This window comes from Streptomyces sp. NPDC048643, from assembly GCF_040650615.1.
GTDB lineage: Bacteria > Actinomycetota > Actinomycetes > Streptomycetales > Streptomycetaceae > Streptomyces.
On sequence record NZ_JBEZHO010000049.1, the window covers coordinates 15,463 to 35,335 of the forward strand.

The 19,873-nt window shown below is 69.6% G+C and carries 20 protein-coding genes and 1 pseudogene; 10 read left to right on the top strand and 11 right to left on the bottom strand.

Annotated features, from left to right (window positions below; all coding sequences use genetic code 11):
* The first annotated feature begins 145 nt into the window (after positions 1–145).
* A complete protein-coding gene (locus tag AB0C62_RS33595; RefSeq protein WP_362979717.1) occupies positions 146–745 on the top strand; it encodes a TetR/AcrR family transcriptional regulator in 600 nt (199 codons plus the stop codon).
* Between the two features lie 214 nt (positions 746–959).
* Here the strand turns inward: AB0C62_RS33595 and AB0C62_RS33600 are convergent, their stop codons facing one another.
* Entirely contained in the window at positions 960–1,532 is a 573-nt protein-coding gene (locus AB0C62_RS33600; RefSeq protein ID WP_362979719.1) for a helix-turn-helix domain-containing protein, read from the bottom strand.
* An 83-nt stretch (positions 1,533–1,615) separates the two neighbouring features.
* On the opposite strand from AB0C62_RS33600, the gene AB0C62_RS33605 reads away from it, so the two are divergent.
* The 5 genes from AB0C62_RS33605 (at position 1,616) to AB0C62_RS33625 (ending at position 5,596) form a co-directional block, all read left to right on the top strand.
* Positions 1,616–2,497: an SDR family oxidoreductase gene (locus AB0C62_RS33605; RefSeq protein ID WP_362979721.1), complete on the top strand. Its 882-nt coding sequence runs from the start codon at positions 1,616–1,618 to the stop codon at positions 2,495–2,497.
* 335 nt (positions 2,498–2,832) lie between these two features.
* A complete protein-coding gene (locus AB0C62_RS33610; RefSeq protein WP_362979723.1) occupies positions 2,833–3,882 on the top strand; it encodes a sodium:calcium antiporter in 1,050 nt (349 codons plus the stop codon).
* A 154-nt stretch (positions 3,883–4,036) separates the two neighbouring features.
* Entirely contained in the window at positions 4,037–4,573 is a 537-nt protein-coding gene (locus AB0C62_RS33615; RefSeq protein ID WP_362979725.1) for a pyridoxamine 5'-phosphate oxidase family protein, read from the top strand.
* A 150-nt stretch (positions 4,574–4,723) separates the two neighbouring features.
* Entirely contained in the window at positions 4,724–5,137 is a 414-nt protein-coding gene (locus AB0C62_RS33620) for a DUF3224 domain-containing protein (protein ID WP_362979727.1), read from the top strand.
* Between the two features lie 111 nt (positions 5,138–5,248).
* Positions 5,249–5,596, top strand: coding sequence for a deoxyxylulose-5-phosphate synthase (locus tag AB0C62_RS33625; protein ID WP_362979729.1), 348 nt, complete (start codon positions 5,249–5,251; stop codon positions 5,594–5,596).
* Between the two features lie 85 nt (positions 5,597–5,681).
* Here the strand turns inward: AB0C62_RS33625 and AB0C62_RS33630 are convergent, their stop codons facing one another.
* From AB0C62_RS33630 to AB0C62_RS33645, 4 genes are all read right to left on the bottom strand, one after another.
* Positions 5,682–6,353, bottom strand: coding sequence for a pyridoxamine 5'-phosphate oxidase family protein (locus AB0C62_RS33630; RefSeq protein WP_362979731.1), 672 nt, complete (start codon positions 6,351–6,353; stop codon positions 5,682–5,684).
* Positions 6,354–6,690: 337 nt separating this feature from the next.
* Positions 6,691–7,143, bottom strand: coding sequence for a pyridoxamine 5'-phosphate oxidase family protein (locus AB0C62_RS33635; RefSeq protein WP_362979733.1), 453 nt, complete (start codon positions 7,141–7,143; stop codon positions 6,691–6,693).
* A 426-nt stretch (positions 7,144–7,569) separates the two neighbouring features.
* Positions 7,570–8,361, bottom strand: a complete 792-nt coding sequence (locus AB0C62_RS33640; RefSeq protein WP_362979735.1) for a universal stress protein — start codon at positions 8,359–8,361, stop codon at positions 7,570–7,572.
* Between the two features lie 486 nt (positions 8,362–8,847).
* The gene (locus AB0C62_RS33645) at positions 8,848–9,756 is read right to left on the bottom strand and encodes a universal stress protein (protein WP_362979737.1); all 909 of its coding nucleotides are present in this window, start codon (positions 9,754–9,756) and stop codon (positions 8,848–8,850) included.
* A 263-nt stretch (positions 9,757–10,019) separates the two neighbouring features.
* Here AB0C62_RS33645 and AB0C62_RS33650 point away from each other — a divergent pair, with 263 nt between their 5' ends.
* Positions 10,020–10,481 (top strand): cyclic nucleotide-binding domain-containing protein, encoded by a 462-nt coding sequence (locus tag AB0C62_RS33650; protein ID WP_362979801.1) that lies wholly within the window; start codon positions 10,020–10,022, stop codon positions 10,479–10,481.
* Positions 10,482–10,811: 330 nt separating this feature from the next.
* Entirely contained in the window at positions 10,812–11,516 is a 705-nt protein-coding gene (locus AB0C62_RS33655; protein ID WP_362979739.1) for a response regulator transcription factor, read from the top strand.
* A 48-nt stretch (positions 11,517–11,564) separates the two neighbouring features.
* Here the strand turns inward: AB0C62_RS33655 and AB0C62_RS33660 are convergent, their stop codons facing one another.
* Positions 11,565–13,304: a GAF domain-containing protein gene (locus AB0C62_RS33660; protein WP_362979741.1), complete on the bottom strand. Its 1,740-nt coding sequence runs from the start codon at positions 13,302–13,304 to the stop codon at positions 11,565–11,567.
* Between the two features lie 457 nt (positions 13,305–13,761).
* Between AB0C62_RS33660 and AB0C62_RS33665 the strand changes: the two genes are divergently transcribed.
* Both AB0C62_RS33665 and ppk2 read left to right on the top strand, forming a co-directional pair.
* Entirely contained in the window at positions 13,762–14,292 is a 531-nt protein-coding gene (locus AB0C62_RS33665; RefSeq protein ID WP_362979743.1) for a universal stress protein, read from the top strand.
* A gap of 276 nt (positions 14,293–14,568) precedes the next feature.
* Positions 14,569–15,372, top strand: a complete 804-nt coding sequence (ppk2, locus tag AB0C62_RS33670) for a polyphosphate kinase 2 (RefSeq protein WP_362979745.1) — start codon at positions 14,569–14,571, stop codon at positions 15,370–15,372.
* Here ppk2 and AB0C62_RS33675 read toward each other — a convergent pair.
* The 5 genes and pseudogenes from AB0C62_RS33675 to AB0C62_RS33695 form a co-directional block, all read right to left on the bottom strand.
* Entirely contained in the window at positions 15,354–16,265 is a 912-nt protein-coding gene (locus tag AB0C62_RS33675; protein WP_362979747.1) for a universal stress protein, read from the bottom strand. The two genes, ppk2 and AB0C62_RS33675, sit on opposite strands and share 19 nt — an antisense overlap.
* Before the next feature lie 26 nt (positions 16,266–16,291).
* Positions 16,292–16,417, bottom strand: a pseudogene (locus AB0C62_RS33680) (zinc-dependent alcohol dehydrogenase); the annotation flags it as partial.
* A 49-nt stretch (positions 16,418–16,466) separates the two neighbouring features.
* Positions 16,467–17,372: a universal stress protein gene (locus AB0C62_RS33685; RefSeq protein WP_362979749.1), complete on the bottom strand. Its 906-nt coding sequence runs from the start codon at positions 17,370–17,372 to the stop codon at positions 16,467–16,469.
* 157 nt (positions 17,373–17,529) lie between these two features.
* Positions 17,530–18,153, bottom strand: coding sequence for a hypothetical protein (locus AB0C62_RS33690; RefSeq protein ID WP_362979751.1), 624 nt, complete (start codon positions 18,151–18,153; stop codon positions 17,530–17,532).
* Between the two features lie 540 nt (positions 18,154–18,693).
* Positions 18,694–19,755 (bottom strand): DUF6215 domain-containing protein, encoded by a 1,062-nt coding sequence (locus AB0C62_RS33695; RefSeq protein WP_362979753.1) that lies wholly within the window; start codon positions 19,753–19,755, stop codon positions 18,694–18,696.
* Positions 19,756–19,873 lie beyond the last annotated feature (118 nt).

Below are 19,873 nucleotides of genomic sequence, written 5' to 3' on the forward strand. Positions count from 1 at the left end.
GCGCCCGCAGATCGGCGATGCCGATCACGGCGCGGCGCCCCCGCTCACCCCGAGGGAGAACGTTCGGTCTCTTTCTATGGTTGGGAGAAACGCCGGCCCTGTCAAGACCGAACGTTCTCCCTCACGATTGGGTACGGTGGGAACCATGAGTCGGAGTACGAAAAGCGGCGGCACGTCCGAGGCCCGGTCGAGGCTGCTCGGTACGGCGATCAGGATCTTCTACACGGAGGGGATCCACTCCGTCGGCATCGACCGCATCATTGAGGAAGCGCAGGTCACCCGGGCCACGCTGTACCGGCACTTCCCAGGCAAGGAAGACCTGGTTCTCGCCTACCTCGACCAGGCCGACCAGGACATCAGGGCCCAGATTTCGGCTGCCGCGGCCGGCAGTGCGTCGGCGGACGACAAGGTGCGCGCTGTCAGCCGCTCCATCGCTGACGGCATTGAGTCGACGGGCTTCCGCGGCTGCGCCTTCCTCAACGCCGTGGCCGAGTATCCCGACCCCGCGCACCCGATCCACCAAGCCGTTCTCGCGCACCGGCAATGGTTCCTCGACACCGTCACGGACTTGCTCGCTCAGGTTGGCGACACGCCCGCCGAGGCAGCGGGCCGGCACTTCGTCATGCTGCGGGACGGTGCCATGGCGGCCGGTTGCCTCTTCGACCCCGAGCTGATCGTCGAGACCTTCCTGCACGGCGTCGAAGGAATCGTGCAGGCGCGCTCCGCAGTCGACTCATCCCACTGACGATCCGCCCAACTGCGCCCGTCACACTGGAAGTTGCGCCAGTTCATTGCCCCAGCCGGCCAGTCTGCGCACGGGCCCAGGCGTGGACCGTACGGCGATGTACGTACGCTCGGTGCGGCTGCGGAACGGATCTCGCAGCGCCTGCGGACGTCTGAGCGTCGGCCCGGCACGCACCCTGCCAGCGGGTGCGGCGTGGGCAACGACAAGACCAGGGTCAGCCGAGTTCGGTGAGCGCCGCGCGGAGCCGGTCCAGGGCTGTTCGGGACAGTTCACCGAGTCCCTGCTCGTTGTCGGGGGCGACCCATGCGGCGAACGCCTCCTTGAAGGCGAGCATGCCCACTTCGGCACCCAGGGCGGCCACCAGGTCCGGCACACCTCGGGCCCGCAACGCGTCCGCCATGGCGGCGGCCACCCCGACCTGCTTGAGCTGATCGCGTTCCTGGAGTTCGACACTGGTCGCGATGACGGCGTGGAGCCGGGGGGCGAGTTCACGGTTGAACGACGTCATCGCCCCAGCCGCCCGCTCCAGTCCCGAGGAGACCGCGGACAGCGGGGTGGCCTGCGCGGGTGCTGCGGCGATGCCCTCGGCCAGGAGCCGTGACAGCGTCTCCTGGCCGGCCGCGAGGACGTCCCTCTTGTCCGGGAAGTGCCGGTGGAAGGTGCTCTTGGTGAGCCCGGCGCGTTGGGCGATCTCGACGACGGTCGTGTTGTCGTAGCCCTGCTCGGAGAAGAGCTGGAGTGCGGCAGTGACAAATCGTTCGCGCGCGTCAGGTTCCCATCGAGGCATGTCGCGATCTTACCAATGGGACGTTGGTCGCATCACCCTGTACAGTGATGAGACCAACGTCCCATCAGCTGTGGAGATCTCTCATGCGTGTCTTCCTCACCGGCGCCAGCGGCGGAATCGGCTCCGCGGTGCTTCCCGAGCTTCTGTCCGCCGGGCACGAGGTCCTCGCCCTGGTCCGCTCCGACGCTTCGGCCCAGGCCGTCACGGCCGCCGGTGCCACCGCTCTGCGCGGCGACCTCACGGATCCCGAGAGTCTGCGTGCCGGGGCCGAACAGGCGGACGGTGTCATCCACCTCGCCTTCAACAACGACTTCACGAACATCGAGAAGTCCATCGCCGAAGAGGCCGCCGCCATCGAGACGTTCGGCTCCGCGCTCAAGGGCAGCGGCAAGCCGTTCGTCGTCGCTTCTGGCACCCCCTTCGTTCCCGGCCGCGCCTCGACCGAAGACGACCCGATGGCCATGGACGGCCCCATGGGCGGTCGTGGCCGCAACGCGCAATCAGTGCTCGACCTGGCCCAGGACGGGGTGCGCTCCGCGACCGTCCGGCTCCCCCGTTCCGTTCACGCCGAGGACGGCCGCTTCGGGTTCGCGTCCTTCCTCGTCGCGAACGCCCAGCGCACCGGAGTGTCCGGCTTCGTCGGCGACGGCACCCAGCGCTGGCCGGCCGTGCACCGCCTCGACACAGCCCGGCTCTTCCGCCTGGTCCTGGAGAACGCCGCGCCCGGCGCTGTCGCGCACGCGGTGGCCGACGAGGGCGACACCATGCTCTCCATCGCCGAGGTCATCGGGAGCCGCCTCGGCCTGCCCGTCGAGGCCGTGCCGGCGGAGAGCTTCGGGTTCCTCGGCACCATCTTCGCCCTGGACCAGCCGTCCTCCAGCGCCGTCACCCGCGAGAAGTTCAACTGGCAGCCCGCCCATCCGAGCCTTCTCGAGGACCTCGAGACCGGGCAGTACCCCGTCTGAACGGACGTGCTCGCGCAGCTCGTACGCTGCTGCCCGACCGGCCTGCACTGGGCCGCCGTGCTGGGCGGCTGCTCTCCCGGATTACAGGGCTCGGTCGACGGTTGACGTGACACCGCCAGGAACGCCGATACCGGCCGGCTGCGGCCTCGGGCCGACACACTGGAGTCTTCGGGTTCCCCTCGGCCGGGCTCGTGCCGGGTGAAGATACGGGCGGGCGAGTCCTTCGGCCCTTCGTCGGCAACGTGCAAGCGCGTCGGCGGGGTCGAAGCGGCCGCCGTCCCGATTCACGGTGGTTCTCGCTACTCCCGCCGGCGCGGGAAGGCTGAGCGAGACCTGTGATCCATTTCGTACTGCTGATCGTCTGCGCGGTGGCGATCTACCTCTCGTGTGAGTGGTTCGTCAACGCCGTGGAGTGGCTGGGTGAACGGCTGAACGTCGGCAAGATGGCCGTCGGCACGATCCTCGCCGCCTTCGGGACCGCGCTGCCGGAGTCCGTGGTCACGCTCGTCGCCGTGACCACCGGCGCCACCGACGAGGCCAAGGACATCGGCGTCGGCGCGGCGATGGGCGGGCCGCTGGCGCTCTCCACGATCGCGTACGGCGTGACCGGGGCGATGCTGATGCTCAAGCGCCGCAGGGAACGCATCGCCGCCGGCAGCGGGACCGACATCTCTCCTGCTGGTGCGAAGCACGAGGAAGCGCTGGGCAGTGCCGCGGACATGCGGCGGCTGGCGAAGGACCAGAAGTGGTTCCTGCCGATCTTCGCCGTGAAGGTGACCCTCGGGCTGGTCGCCTTCGCGTACAAGCCGGTGCTGGGCCTGCTCTTCTTCGGCGCCTATGCCGTCTACTTCTGGCGGGAGATCCGGGGCGGTGACGACGAGGAGGACGAGGGGCCGGAGCTGGAGCCGCTGAAGTTCCAGCCGAAGGCCGCTTCGCCGAGTACCTGGGCGGTGGCCGCACAGACCGCTCTGACCTTGGTGGTCATCTTCTTCGCCTCGCAGCTGTTCGTGAAGCAACTGGACGCGATCGGCCCGATGCTGGGCCTGTCGGCGGCGGTGACCGCTCTGCTGCTGTCACCGGTGGCGACGGAGTTGCCGGAAGTCATGAACGCGGTGATCTGGGTGCGCCAGGGCAAGACGCAGCTCGCGCTGGCGAACATCTCCGGCGCCATGATGATCCAGGCCACCGTGCCCTCCGGGCTCGGTCTGCTCTTCACGCGCTGGGACTTCGACGCGGCGCTGCTGTGGTCCGGGCTGATCACCATGGCGGCGATCGTCTATCTCCTGATGACCATGCGAGGCCACAGACTCACTCCCGCGCGCCTCGCGGTCGCGGCCGGTTTCTACCTGGTCTTCGCACTGGGCCTCATTCCGATCCTCAGCTGACCGAGCCCGCTGACCTTGCAGCCGGACGGGAGTCCGGCGGGACCCTCCGAGCCGGGCGCCGGAAAAGTTCGGCACGGATGTCGAGAACGGTGCGGCGGCTCCGTCCCAGGAGCGGAAGCGACCACCGTGGTCGCGTACCTCTCAGGAGCCCACCATGGCGAACGACCAGGTCACCGAGATCCTCCATCGCCCGCTGAGCCAGGAGATGCTGGCTCGTGACATCTGCCGCCTGGCCTATGTGGCCAAGGACGGGACACCGCGGAACATCCCGATCGCGTTCGCCTGGAACGGTGAGCAGGCCGTGATGTGCACGTCGAAGAACGCCCCGAAGCTGGCCTCGCTCCGTCAGAACCCGGCCGTCGCCATCACCATCGACACCGAGGTGCACCCGCCCAACATTCTGCTCGTCCGCGGCACCGTCGAACTCGACGAGGTCGACGGCATTCCCGAGGAGTACCTCGAGATGAACGGCTCCTACGAGATGACGACCGAGCAGCGCGTCGAGTGGGAGGCCGAGGTCCGCTCGCTCTACGACGGCATGGTCCGCATCGTGATGACGCCGACGTGGGCGAAGCTCATCGACTTCGAGACGACCCTGCCCAGCGCTGTCGAGGAACTCGTCCGACAGCGTGCGGAACGTCAGCAGCAGACTGGCGTCGACATCGCGCGGTTGGACGCAACGGGAGCTTGAGCCTTGAGGTCACGACCATCCGGCGCATGGGGCGGGCCACGCAGTCGTGACGGGAGAAGCCCTGGTGACTGCGCGACCCCTTTCGCGACCCCTTTCAACCGAGTTCTGGTACGAAAGCGCGGTGTCAGAGCGGACCGATACGGTCGCCGCATGAGAGCTTCAGGAACCTTTACCGTCAAGGCGTTCGTCCCGACCGAGCTGCAACCGAACCCCGCTGTGTCCACTGCGCTGCCGGTGGGTGTCGCGACGATGGAGAAGCATTTCGAAGGCGAGGTCACCGGACGCTCGGCAACTCTGTTCACCGCCGCGTTCGACCAGTCGACCGGCGTGGGCACGTATGTGGCCATGGAGTCCTTCGAAGGCTCGCTGTGCGGCCGTACCGGCGCCTTCAACTTCGTGCACTCGGCGACCACGACGGGTACCGACCGGACCGCGGAGTTCTTCACCATCGTGCCCGCGAGCGGCACAGAAGAACTGGCCGGGATCAGCGGTGCTGGAGGAATGGCCGTCGACGCTGACGGAACCCATCGGATCTGGTTCGACCACGAGTTGGAAGTGAGCTGATGACGGGCCAAGGGGCCGAGCGAGCCAAGGGCGTCTGACGAGTTGAGCTGCTGACCCTCACGGTGCCGAAATCCCCTCGAGTTCTCCTTCCGCGACGCCTACCCTGCCGGCATGGCCCATGCGAAGACCTCGTACGTCTGTCTGCCCTGCCGGGCCTCCTACAAGCAGTCCTACGACAGGGACAGGCAGCGGATCTGCCCCCGCTGCACGCTGCCGCTTGTTCACGTGGGCTCAGCGTTCGCCACGCCCCGCCGTCGGGACACTGCGGCCTGGCGGACGCTGTCCGTGCTCCTGCACGCGGGCGTCCGCTTCCACAAGAGCTGCTGCGGCGGGCCCGGCTACCGTCCCCGCACGTTGAGCGAGGTCCGCGAGCGGATGACGTACGCCCGGCGCAGTGGCGAGCCCTTCGCGAGGTCGCTCGTACGCCACGAGGTGCCCTCGTCCCCTCCGCGAGGATGAGGTGAGCGCCGGGAACCGGCCCCTTCCTCACCGGCATCGACCCGCCGCGCCAGAGCGTGGGGCCCGGCTCGAGCCCGTGGCCGACTCAGACCACGATCCGACGTCCCGTGACCGCTTGGGGTTCGATGCGCATCCACACGTCCCTGCGTCCGCCGGCCCACGGCGGGCTGTAGGAGAGCTCCGCGAACCGGAGGGTTTCACCGGGGTCCGTCACCGTCCGGGCCCGACCGCGGACGAGTACGCTCCACCCCTCGCTGAAGGCGTCGTCGATACGGTCGACCTCGAAGGCGACCCGTGAGCCGGCGGCGAGTGACGGAGTCGTGCCACGAGCCGTTCTGAAGACGATCCCGCCGTCGATGACGCTGTAGTTGACCGGCACGACGACAGGACCCTGATCCGTGGACACGGCCAGCCGTCCGACGCCGTGCTGCGCGAGCAGATCACCGCATTCCGTCCTGCTCAGCTCGGTGAACTCGGGAGCGCGGGCAGCTTGTCCGGGACCCGGTGCCCGATTGGTGTCACCGCCGGTGAGCGCCGACACGGTGGTCCCCAGGACCGCGGCCAGCGTGAGCATCGTTCCCCGGCCCGGAGCCGCACCGGAGTGCTCCTCCAGGTGCGCGAGGTACCTGGGAGCCATCCCTGACGCAGCGGCAACTTCCTCTCGCGTCATTCCGAGTTCCGTGCGGCGCGCGGCAAGCCTGCGTCCGAGGTCACCCGCGGCGGCCTCTGTCACATGCGTGCGTCCCTGCTCGTCCATGACCTGCCACGTCCTCTGATCGAGCCCCGCACCTCGGTGCCGCCGAGCAGACTGAGCCCTGGTCCGCAGAGCGCGTTCAGAATGCTCACCGAGGCCATGGAGACATTGCCTGAACAGCCTGACAAGGCCAGCTTGGCTGGGCGCAGTGTGTTCCGCTTGGGCCGTCCGGCCCCGTCTTCGGCGTCCGACCGGACCCTTCTCCCCGTCCCCCGGTGTGCGGGCCTCAACAGGCCGACACGCCTCGATCCTTCAAACGCTCTCGGACCATGTCTGGCATCACGGACGGGTCGCATCAGGATGCCCAGCCTGTCGAGTCGCAGAGCGAGGTTCGCAGTGGTCAGGGAAGCTCAGAGGACGGCTCCGCCCGGTAGGTCGTTCCCTCGCCGACGAGTTCGCGGCCGGTGACCAACTCGGAAGCGATGCGGATGAAGACGTCCTTCGGCGAAGCCAGCCAAGAACGTGGCCCCGTGCGGGTCAGGTGTGCGTGCACAGCGGGATCGTCGACCACGGTGGCGAGCCCGGTCACGACGACACTCCACCCGGAGCGGGCCACGGCGTCCACGACGTCGGCTTCGAAGGCGACCACGGCGCCGTCGATCGAACGGGCCAGTTCCGAGTCCGCCGATGTCCGCAGCAGCACGGCGGAATCCGCGTCCAGACTGAAGTTGACCGGCAGGATCGCCGGCAGGGCGTCCCGGGTATGGACGACTCGCCCGACGGGTACCTGACGCAGCAGATCCAGGCATTCGTGCCGTGCGAGTTCGCGGAACCCGTCGCGGGGATACGTCATCGGAGCCCACTTTCACGCACTGTGCCGAAAGGCGACGATCAGCACACCGCGAACCGGCGCCCGTGATCCTCTCCTCGTCAAAGTGACCTGATCCCCCACCGTCGCGTGGCAACGCTTCTGCCGGTGTCGCCGGGTGCGATCGCCGCCGGCGACAGCAAGGGGACGTACGCGCTCACCCTCAAGGTCGCAGCTGGTGACGGCATCGACCCGCACGAGGACGTCGGTGGCCCGGTTCCTGACGTCCTCAGCCTGACCCGATGGGCACGCCCCGCGCTTGGGCCGCCCGGTCCCCTCGGAGGGGACCGGGCGGCCCCTGCCACCGTCCGTGCCCGTCACGCTGTGCTTACGAGGCCGGTACGACGAAGGAGGTGTGGTGCCATGCGCGGAGCTTGCACGACCTCACCCCCGGCTCATGCTCAAGCGCGTTCAGGACGTCCCGTCCTCCGGAACAATGACCACCGGGCAGTGGGAACGGAGCAGCAAGGCCCGGCCCGCGCCGCCGCCAGGCCGATGAGGGCGCCGAGGTACTCCGACCACCACGAGAGCGGCCCCGAAGGTCGAGTCCAGCAGGGCGTGTCCAGTCGGCCGGGCCGGCCCCAAGTGGCACTCCGCGACCCCGGTGTCGCCGAGCAGGGTGTCTGGGCGCCTGCCGCCCGACGGGCCAAGGGTGCCGTCGTCCGGCGCGGGAGCGCGGCGGCGCGTGATCGTGTACGGGGTGGCACGCGCGGGCAGCACGTGCAGCGGGGATTCACGACGCTCGGCCTCCGAGAAGGCGAATGCGGCGGCGTCCACACTCGTGTCTCCCGACGGCCAGAGCAACACCTCGCCTTCCGGGGCCGTGTATCCCCCTCGGACGACGAGAAGTGGGCTGTGAGTCCGTGATGCCAGTCGTCGGCTCACGGAGCCGGCGATCAGCCCGGCGATTCCGCCGAGACCGCGAGAGCCCACGACGGTGAGCTCGGCGTCTCTGCCGTGGCGGGCGAGCGCCCGGACCGGGCTGTCCACCACGGCCAGGGCCCTGAAGGTCAGACCGGGATGCCGTTCGCGGACCCGTGACGCCGAGGAGGTGAGCACGGGGCCCGCGATGTCCGCGTCGGACACGGCGTAGACGATGGTCAGGGCGGCGCCGCGCAGCTCCGCCTGTTCGGAGGCTCGGTCGAGTGCCCGAACGGCGGGCAGTGAGCCGTCGACGCCGACGACCACCTGACGGGTTGCCATGTCTGTCCCTCTCCTTGTCGGATGGGTGGTCACGTCGCGGTCGACGTGACGTCCCCCGTCGTTCGCGAGTGAAGAAGCCCGGCCTGCCTCGGGGTGGGTGGCGGGAACACGGAACGGCAAGCAGGAGACGCGGTCGCGGCTGATACCGAGGATGGTCTCCAGCGTCGCGGGCATCGAGGACCTGCCGCCTGAGCGGACCAGGAGGAGCGGTGGGCCGTCCCGGCCGCCCAACCGACGGCCGGTGCCGCGTTGCAACTCGACTGTTGGGTGGCCGACTTGAGTAGCCGGCTCGCCCGGCTCCGCGCCGGTGGTCAGGTAGTCGCGGGATGCGGTGGTGATGGTGATGGGGCCGGGCGGGACAGAGGGACTCGGCCAAGGCATCTCCGCCAGGTTCGCTGCCTTGCCGCCGAACAGGTCCGGCTTGTCACGGCCGCCTTCTGCGGATGTGTACACGTCCCGGGTCATGACGTCACTCTCCGGACCGGTTCAGGCGTGGGGGACGACGGCGACGGCACAGCCGGCGTGGTGGAGTACGGCGTGGGCGACCGGGCCCAGTTGGCTGCCGGGCGGGGCTTCGCGTGTGCTGCGACCTACGACGGTCAGAGCGGCGTCCGCGGAAGCGCTGATCAGTTCACCGGCCGGACGGCCGTCCACCACGGTCGCGGCGACGGGCACCTCGGGATACTTCTCGCACCAGGGGCGCAGCGCGGCGATGACGGCGTGTTCGTGCGTCGCCGGCAACTGCGGGCCGCCGACTCGGCCGTGCCCGTCCGCGGTCGCGTAGGCCGGCGAGGCGCTGAAGGCGTGGATCACGCGCAGGGCGGCGCCGCGGCGTCGGGCGGCGTCGAAGGCGAAGTCGATCAGTTCGTCGCAGGGGCGACCGACGTCCAGGCCGAGGACCACGTCACGGTAGGGGGTCTGCGAGATCTCGTCCGGGGAGACGCCTCCCGGCGCCGGAAGATGTTCGGCACAGGTGCCGACTCCCGCACGCACCAGGACCACCGGGACCGGTGACCGGGACACGACGCGCTGCGAGATCGAGCCCGTCACGAAACCCGTGAATCCGCTGAGCCCGCGAGACCCGAGGACCAGCACATCGGCATGGTCGGCTGCTGCGAGGAGAGCGGCAGCGGGGGCGGCTTGAAGGGACCGGTCGAGCACCTTCACCGCGGGATGCGCTGACCTGATCCCGTCCGAGACGCGGGTCATCAGGTCGTCGGCCCACGCCCGTTGGGACATGTCGGCAGGGACGGTCGGGGCGGGCCGCGGGTGCCACTGCCACGCGTGGACCAGGAGCAGCGAGGCGTCCCGGCGCAGAGCTTCCCGGGCCGCCCAGTGAGCCGCGGCGAGACTCTCCGGCGATCCGTCGATGCCCGCGGCGACGTGTCGAAGCATGATTCCGCACCTCCTGCGTCGTGAGCTCGGTGGAGAGGCCGCCGGCGCGGGTGGGTGCCCGCTGCCCGTGGAATCTCCTCTGCCGTCGAGCCTGATGCGGAACGCGTGCCGCGCGCAGGGGCCGCCCAGGCCCTTCCGTGGGCCATCCGGCCCCGGCCGATACCGGGCGGACCGTGCCCGGGGCCGGGTGGCCCATGGTGTCGGGCGCGGCGCGAGGAGAGATTGGAGGTGGACGGATCAGCCCCACGAAGAGAGGCAGGATGATGAATGCTTCCCCCACAACCATGCTGCGGGCCCTGCCCGTGGATGACCGGGAACAGCTGATGCGGCTGGCACGCGAGATGTCGTTCCCCGAGGGCGCTCGACTGTTCGAGGAAGGCCGGCGTGCCGACCGGTTCTGGATCATCCGGACCGGCACGGTAGCTCTCGACCTGCGCGTGCCGGGCCGCCGGGCGGCTGTCATCGAGACCCTTGGCCACAACGAACTCGTGGGCTGGTCCTGGCTGTTCGCACCCCATACGTTTCAACTGGGTGCCGAGGCGGTGAGCCCGGTCCGGGCCTACGAGTTCGACGCCGAGGCTGTTCGCGGGGTGTGCCGGGCCGACCCCGACCTCGGCATGGCCGTGGCCGAGTGGGCGGGCGGCATCGTCGCCCATCGGCTCCAGTCCACCCGGACACGGTTGCTCGACCTCTACGCCCCCTACGGCAGCGGCGACGCCCGCTGACCCACGGTGGACGAGATCGGTGCTCTGGGAAGAGGTCGCCGCAGTCCCGCGATACGCGTCGACGTGAAGGGTGGTGTCGTCGCGCTCTCCACGTCAGCGACACGTCCCTGGCGCCCGCGGCCCCCGGACCGGTGCGGACCGTCGAAGGAGTGGTCGACGCCGGATTCGACCTCGCGGGCCCGGAGCGTCTGCCGGATACGGAACAGCCGGATACGCTCGGATGGGGCCGGACGGCCCCTGGTGCAGCCGGGACGCGAAGACGATGATCGTCGTCACAGCGGGCTCACCGCCCGTGTTTCGTCTTCCGCCCGGTTCGAACGAGGGGTCGTCATGGCAGAGACGCGCACGTTCTCCGAGCAGAAGCCTATTCGGGTGTTCCTGCTGGACGACCACGAAGTCGTACGCCGCGGCCTGACCGATCTGCTGGACGCCGAACCCGACATCTCGGTGGTCGGCGACGCGGGCAACGTGGAGCACGCACTGGCGCGCGGCCCGGCGCTGCGCCCGGACGTGGCGGTCCTTGACGTGCGTCTACCGGACGGCGACGGCATCAGCGTGTGCCGGGAGCTGCGCAGTCAGATGCCGGAGCTGTCCTGTCTGATGCTCACGTCGTTCGATGACGAGGAAGCCCTGCTGGACGCGATCATGGCCGGCGCCGCGGGTTACGTGCTGAAGCAGATCAAGGGATCCGATCTGGTCTCCGCGGTCCGTACGGTCGCGTCCGGCCAGTCGATGCTGGACCCGGCGACGACCGCCCGGCTGATGAGCAGACTGCGCGCGGACCCCGCCGAAGAGCCTGCCCTGGCGCCGGAGTTGGCCAGTCTCTCGCCCCGGGAGCGCGACGTTCTGGCGCTCATCGGGGACGGGCTCACCAACCGGGAGATCGGCAAGGAGCTGTACCTGTCGGAGAAGACGGTGAAGAACCACATCTCCCGGCTGCTCGCCAAGCTCGGCGTCCAGCGCAGGGTCCAGGCAGCGGTGCTGGCCAGCCAGCTCGAGCGTCCGGGGACGGGCGACCGCCACCCCACGCGCTGACCCAGGCCCGGCCCGCTTCGCTGCGAGAACGAGAACCCGGCGGCCAGGTCAGTCTGTTGCGGTTCCATCAGCCGCTACGGGAACCCGCCACTCCAGCAGCGTGCCGCCGCCCTGCGGACGCTCGCCGACGCTCAGGGTGCCGCCGAGCACTGCCGCCCTCTCCTCCAGGTTCTTCAGGCCGCTGCGCGGCACGTCGTCCGCCACTCCGCAGCCGTCGTCCGTGACGGTCAGCGTCAGCACACCCGCGGTCAACTGCAGGCGGACGTCGACGGCCCGCGCGCCGGAGTGCCGGGCGGCGTTGCTGAGGGCTTCGCCCAGTACGGCTACCGCGTGGTCCGCGATGCTGCCGGGTACGTCGGTGTCGACCAGGCCTTCGATCCGGAGGCCGGGAGCGAACCCCAGGGAGTGTGCGGCGGCCTGCACCGCCTCGGACATCCTTCCCCGCAGGCCTGCGCCGTCCGGAGTCCCGGGATGCGTTCGCAGGCCGAAGATCGTGGAGCGGATGATCTTGATGGTGTCGTCGAGGTCGTCCACCGTCCGAGTCAGGCGCTCCTTGCCCTCGGGATGCTCCATGAAGCGTTGGGTGCTCTGCAGGGTCATCCCGGCCGCGAAGAGGCGTTGGATGGCCAGGTCGTGCAGATCACGGGCGATGCGGTCGCGGTCCTGAAGCAACGCGATCTGTTCGGCGTCACGACGTCGCTCCGCCAGCTCCAACGCCAGCGCGGCCTGGCCGGCGAACGCGAGCAGCGGCCCGGTGGCCGCTTCGCCGAACTGGGCGGCGCCCGGTACTCGTCCCAGCAGGAGCACCCCGCGCGCCTTACCTCCCGCGCCCAATGGCACGGCGACCACCGGGCCGAGCCCCGTCCACTGCGGTTCGCGCTGCGCCACGCGATCGTCGTGCGCGACGTCATCGCTGACCACCGGCTCCGACGACGTCAGCGCTGCCGCCACCAGTCCGTCCCTGCCGGACATCACCAGCCCGTGGAGCCGCTCGGCGCCCAGACCGACGGTGAGGGCGGGGCGGAGGGCCTCCTCACCCGGCAGGCGTTCAGCGATCATCCCCATGTCGGCGGAGACGATCTTCCGAGCCGCGTCGACGATCAGTTCGAGCACTCGCGCGCTCGGCGCTCCGGACAGGAGCAGCCTCGTGACCTCTCCGCTGGCCTGCAGCCACCGCTCGCGGAGCCGCGTCTCCTCGTACAGCCGCGCGTTCTCGATGGCCACGCCGGCCGCCACGGCCAGGGTGGACAGGACGGCCTCGTCCTCGGCGTCGAACTCCTTGTCGCTGCGCTTCTCGGTCAGGTAGATGTTCCCGAACACCTCGTCCCGCACCCTGATGGGGACGCCGAGGAACGAGTGCATCGGCGGGTGGTTGGCCGGGAAGCCGTAGGAGGCCGGGTGTCCCGAGAGCTCCGGCAGTCGCAGGGGCTCCGGGTGCCGGATGAGTTCGCCGAGGATGCCGTGGCCGCTGGGAAGAGCGCCGATCCTTTCACGCTGTTCGTCTGCGATGCCGACGGTCAGGAATTCGGTGAGTTTGCGGTCGCCGCCGATCACGCCCAGCGCGCCGTACTCGGCGTCGACCAGCACGACGGCGGCCTCCACGATGCTCCGCAGCACCTGCGGCAGATCCAGTTCGCGCCCGACGGACAGCACCGCCTCCAGCAGGCTGTGCAACCGGTCGCGGGTACCCCGCACCGCGTCGATGCGGACCTGGAGCTCGCCCAGCAGTTCGTCGAGGCGGAGTTTCGGAAGGCGTTGCTCCGAGCGTTCACGCTCGTCCCCGCTCATCGCATCCTCCGGCCGGCGCAGCGGACGGGGCAGCCCAGCCCCTGCCCTCACCGTACCGTCCGCGGAGCGCGCCGCACGGGCCGTCTCCGCGATGGAACGCGCTGCTTCGAAGCCCGTTGGACCGCAGGCGGCCTGGCCTGCCGGGAGTCGGCCGGCCGCGGCGGCGCGGTCTCCGGGTTCACGGCGAGGCACCTTCTGCGGTGAGCGTCGTTCCGACGCCGACAGCCCACGCCTCGATCCGCGCGACATCACTCACTGGCCTCCTCGGAACCTGTCGGCAGTTCGAGCATCCAGCGATCCGCGACGTCGCCCCCGGGGCTGACCGGGTGCACCGCATGGGCCGGTCGGCCCCGCTCAGTGCCGCCACGGGATCCGTCCGGCCTCTGTGCGCGGGCCTGATGTCCGGGAGACCGTGAAGGCGTGAAGTCCTGTATCTGCGTGGAAGGGGCGAACCTCCATGGAACAGCTGAGTGTTGGCGGTGGGGTCGGGCGCGGAAGGCTCCGCGCGGTGGTTCTCGGTATCGACGCCCGCCGTCCGTGCGACATCGTCACGGCCTTCGCGTTCGAGGCTGCCGTGCGGCGCGGCACGCTGCTGCACGCGGTGCACGCCTGGCACCTTCCGGAGTCCGCGGAGTCCTCGATGCCGTTCGCCGTGCCCGAGGAGGACCGGGCAGCGTGGGAGGACCAGGAGGTGCAGATGCTGGCGGACGTTCTGCGGCCCTGGCACGAGAAGTTTCCACGCGTGCGCGTCTATGCGGACGTCAGGCTCCAGCCGCCGGCAACAGCGCTTGTCCACGCCTCGGGGGGAGCCGGGGCCTTGGTCGTCGGCCGCGGCGAGATGACGGTGGGTCCAACCCTGTGGGAGGTTCTGAGCCGCGCCCGGTGTCCGGTGACGGTGGTCCCCCACGGACCGGATCGGCACGGCTTGTCGGAACAGGTCACCGATCCGGCATCGTCAGGGTGCGGGACTCGGCCGGTGTCGGGGTGACCGTGGGCCCGGCGAGGGTCCTTGTGCCGGCCGTCCAACATGGACCGGCCATTGGTGTGGCCGTGGATCGTGGTCGTCGCAGGTGGATCCGGTCCCCGGCAAGGTAGTTGGCGGCCCGCCGACGAGTGTCCGGCATGCACGGTTCCTCGTCGGTCAGTACGGTGCTGTCCTGGTGTTCGGCCTCGGGCGTGATCACTCCGAGAGTCATCGGGGTACTCCGCCGAAGCCGGCCACCGGGACGCCTCACGGGAGGCGTCCTCGTGCGAAGGAGGCGGCGTGGCCGACAAGAAGACCGCGAAGGTGCCGCTTGCGGCCTACGAGCCGGAGTTGCTGCGGCTGCAGACGGAGCTGGTGAAGCTCCAGGAGTGGGTTCGCAGCGAGGGCGCCCGCGTGGTGGTGATCTTCGAGGGTCGGGACGCTGCGGGCAAGGGCGGCACGATCAAGCGGGTGGCGGAGCATCTGAACCCGCGCGTCGCCCGGACGGTGGCGCTGCCCAAGCCGACCGAGCGCGAGCGCACCCAGTGGTACTTCCAGCGTTACGTGGAACATCTGCCGGCTGCCGGGGAGATCGTGCTGTTCGACCGGAGTTGGTACAACCGCGCCGGCGTCGAGCACGTCATGGGCTTCTGCACCAAGGAGGAGTACCAGTTGTTCCTGCGCCAGTGTCCGATCTTCGAGCGGATGCTGGTGGAGGAGGGGGTGCTGCTACGCAAGTACTGGTTCTCGGTGAGCGACGCTGAGCAGCAGAAGCGGTTCCGGCGACGTCTGAAGGATCCGACGAAGCGCTGGAAGCTGTCTCCGATGGACCTGGAGTCGATCAGCCGCTGGGAGGCCTACTCCCGGGCGAAGGACGAGATGCTGGTGCACACGGACATCTCGGAGGCTCCGTGGTTCGTGGTCGAGAGCGACGACAAGCGGCGCGCACGGTTGAACATGATCGCCCATCTGCTCGCCTCCGTTCCCTTCCACGACGTGCCGCCGCCGGTCCTGGAACTGCCCCCTCGGCCGCCGTCGACGGGCTATGTGCGCCCGCCGCGTGACCTGCAGACGTTCGTCCCGGATCACGCCGCCGGCATCTGAGTCGCTCGTCCCCGCTGGGGTACGACGGCGACGGGGCACCCCGAGTGGTGCAGGACCGCGTGGGCGACCCTGCCGAGGTGCATGCTGGTGTGACCGTGGGGGTCGTGCCTCCGGACCCCGACGACGAGCAGATCGGCCTCGGTGGAGGCGTCCAGCAGAACCTTGCGGGCGGCGCCCTCGGCGGTACGCCGGTGCACTTTCACGCCAGGGTGATCGGCCGCCGCCCTGTGCAGTGCCGCATCGAGGATGTCGACGGCGGCCTGCTCGTGCAGCCGGGCCGGCTCGCCCGACATCAGGGGGTGGTCGGTCGACTTGTGGGCGGGACAGCGCCAGGCGCGTACGGCTTCCAGGGGGACTCCGCGTTCCGCCGCCTCCTGGAAGGCGAAGTGGATGGCCGCCTCGCCGTGCGCCGGATCTCCGACTCCGAGGAGGACCCGCTGGTGCCTGCCGGACCTGGCCTGGTTGTCGTGGCCACCGCGCAGCACGATCACGGGGCAGTGGGCGCGAGCGGCGACCGTGAGGCTCACCGACCCGAGCAGCCTTTCGGCGATGCCGCCACGGCCGCGCGAGCCGAGTACGAGCGCGGTGGATCCGAAGCCCTCCGTCAGCAGCAGGCTCACCGCGTCCTCGGGGAGCACCTCGGCGGTGATCTTCACGTCGACGTTGCGACGGTGGGCCCGCTTGGCGGCGGCCTCGACGATCGTGTCGGCCGTGATCTGCTCCGAAGAGCGACCCAGTCCTTCGGCGAGAGCGGCGCCCTCGTAGCGTTCCCAGAGCGAGCCGTACACCAGGCGCAGTGGCAGACCGCGCAGGGCCGCCTCATCGGTGGCCCAGTCCACGGCACGCATGCTGGACTCGGAGCCGTCGACGCCCACGACGAGGGGCAGGTTCATGGCGGTCAGCCCCCTTGGCCGAGGTCGATATCGGTGTGGCACAGCCCGGAGGCCTTCACGCGGACACCGACCTGACCGGGTCCCGGCTCGGAGTCGGGGCCTTCCCCGATGACGAGCGGCTCACCGAACACTCGGACGACTGCTGTCTTCATGGATCTCTCTTCTCATGGGATCGGAGCCCGGTCGGTGGCGGCCGGACGATCAGTCGTGCGGGACGACGGCGACGGGTGCGGTGCAGTGGTGCAGTACGGCGTGAGTGACGGGCCCGATGTGGGCACCGAGCGTTGCGCGCCGGATCCGCCGGCCCACGATGACGAGGGAGGCTTCGCGCGAGGCGTCCACGAGATGGTTGGCCGCCTTTCCGGACAGGGAGTCCTGGATGATCTCCACGTCCGGGTACTTCTCGCGCCAGGTCCGGAGCGTGTCCGTCACCTCTGCGGCGTTCTGCGCGGCCAGCCGGGCGTTCATCTCCAGGTCCGGCGGCATGCCGTAGGCGATGTAGGGCGGTTCGTTCCAGGCGTGCACGACCCGAAGAGCAGTGGCCCGCTGCTGTGCCGAGGCGAAGGCGAAGCCGGTCAGGGCCTCATGGGGGCTGCGCGTGTCGAGCCCGAGCACGACGGGCCGGAAGGGCGCTGCCTCGGACGGGATCCCGGAGGGATCCATGACGTGCTCGTCCGCGGCCTGCTCACCGGCGCGCACGAAGATCACGGGGCGCTCGGCATGCGCGGCGACGGCCAGACCGACGGAGCCGACCATGAAACCGCCCACCCCGCTCATTCCGCGGGTACCGAGAACGAGAAGCTCGGCGTTCGCCGCGGCCTTGAGCAACACCTCGCCGGGATGTCCGTGGTGCTGCTCCGTAGTGACCTCGATCCCGGGGTGGCGTGCGCGAACTCCGTCGGCCGCCTCGCGCGGGATCCGCTCGATCCAGTGCTGGTGGGTCTCGGCGCCGAGCAGGGGGGCCTGCACAAGGGGCTCCGGAACCGGCTCCCAGACGTTGACCAGCCGCAGCGGCAGTCCGCGCAGTTCTGCCTCCCGAGCGGCCCAGTCCGTCGCGGCGAGGCTCTCGGGGGAGCCGTCGAGGCCTACGGTGACAGTGCGGAGCATGGCGTCCACCTTCAGGGTCGGGGTGCCTGATTCCAGCGTCGTGCGGAACGGCTTCGTGGTGCAGGGCCCGCAGGTCCTCGGTGGGGGCCGATCGGCCCCATCAAGGCTCGGCGCGTGCGGGGCGGAGCGCTGTCCGGCGTTCCACCCCGCTCCCCGGTCATCGGAGCCAGGGGTTGCGGTTCACGAGAGGCAGTCGAGCCCAGACCTTGCCCAGGCCCCAGGTGACACCGGCGCCCACCACCGCGAGGACGATCAGAACCACCGCGTAGACCAGGTGGTAGTCAACGAACGGGTTCGTCGACATGCTCGGCGAACCGTCCGACAGGTGCCGGGCCGGCGGCCACTCCGCCACCCACATGAACGCCATCATCAACGTTCCCGCCAGCGCCGCCGGCCGCAGCATCACACCCGCCACCAGAGCGACCCCCACGGCCAGCAGACCAGCCATGAACAGCCAGTCCACCCAGGTGTCCCCCGCCCAGGAATGGAACGTCGACTCCATCGGACCGGCCGCCACACCGCCCAGGAACCCCTTGGTCGGCGATCCCCCGTCGATCCAGCCCTTGCCCGATGGTGTCGCGTAGCCGAGCCCGAACGCCTTGTCCAGGAAGGCCCACAGGAACACGAACCCCGTCACCAGGCGCAGACCGGCGAAGGCGTACGACCCGACCGCCGAGACGGAGACAGCTTCGGCCCCACCCGCGGGCCGCGCAGTACCCTGCCTGCGCAACGACGGCCGACGGAACCCCACATGCCGAGGAGAATGCTCGTGCACAGCCATGATGCTGACCCCTTCGGGAACTGCCGGACCTGGTGCCCGACACGGAACACTCTCGTCGGAGGCCAGACTCCGCGCCGGATGCCGAACGGCCGTGACCCGGGGGCTGAACGGCCCTTCTTGGCAGTCCTGTCAGACCGGGTTCGCTTTCGCGGCAACTGCGCTCTCCTCCTCCCCTGAGGTCCATCTCCCTCCAAACCAGGGCGATTTGCTCCTCGTGGGCCATGCTCGTCGCCTTGGAGACACCACCGCCATGACAGCGCCCACGAACGAGCCCCGCGCGGAACAGCGGCGAGTCGTAGCGGTGGACCACGAGTCCCGGTCGACGTACCGGAAGTGCCCTGGTACCCGCGGGCGAACAGTAGGTGGAGCAGCCCCGTCCGGACGGATCCTGGACGGGGCTGCCTTGAAGGGGGTGGTCGTGAAGAGCGGTCGCCTGCGCGGCGGAAGAGAAGGGCCGAGGCGAAGTGGCCTGTCAAGGGACTGTTGCCACGGCCGCCGGTAGGACCGATCCGAACGTCTCGCCGCGCGCCTCTCAGCGCCTCATCGGGCAGTTCGTTCGGGGATCTTCGGGAGAACCTTCTCGGCGATGTCGAGGAGGACGCTGTCGTTCGGGAGGGCTCCGGACGTGCTCCACACGGTGATGTCGCAGAAGCCGCCTCGGTCATGACGGTCCATGGCCACGGACAGCGTCCTGGCCAAAGGTCCTTGTTCGACCGGTCCTCCGGTTCCGCCACTGCCCCCGAGATTGATCTCGATCTTCATGGTGTGATCCGAGGCGAGGACCGCGGGCCGACCGAGAACCTTGAGCGTCTTGATGTCCTGCTCGTTGCCGAACTTCATCAAGTTCACGTACTGCTTGGTCGACAGCTCGTCGTACGTGGCCGAGAGATGCACGGTATACGTGTCGAACTTGACCTCGGCCTCCGGCTGGGCGACCTTCCCGTCCGTCAGAGGAGCGGTGTTGTTGGTACCGGAGACAGTGGTCGCGGTCTCTCCCGGAGTTCCGAGAAGCGCGGCAAGGTCCGGCCGGTTGAGTGCTTCGCACAGCTCTTCACCGGTCATGGGCCGGGGCGTGCCCTTGAATGCCTTGGGAAGCTTCTCGTGCGTCTCGTCCGAACACGAAGGCGGCTGTGGCTTGTTGTCCTCGGACGGAATGAAGCGTGGGGACAGCCACAGCACGGCCGCGATCGCTCCGAACACGGCCACGGCGGCGAAGGCCTGACCCCAAGCGTTGTGCTCCTTCTCCGGACTGCTCGGCCTGGGATGCGGCGCGCTTCCGGCCTCGGGCTGAGGCTGGAGCCCGAGTTGGGGCTGGGGCTGCGGCTGCGGCTGCGGCTGCGGCTGCGGCTGGACAACAGCGTCGACGGGCGCCGCGTCGGCGGAGGTTGCCTGACCCAGGTGCCGACGTGCGCGCAGGGCACGTATGACCACGTAGACGCGAATTGCGGTGAACACGATGAACACGGCACCAAGACCGGCCGCGACCCGATCGTGATCACGTACGGCGAGATACATGATCCGCACGCCGAGAACCGACCCAACCACGATGAGGAGGGGTTCGCGAACCCAGAACGGCAGGCGACGGATGAGGAAACCGAGCATCCGGCGATCTCACCAGAACAAGATCACATCCGCCGTGATGGAAGCCACAATTCCGGGTGGACGCGGGGCCTTAGCTCACCAGGAGCGCCGGGCAAGCCCCGGGCGCTGCGAGGGCGGG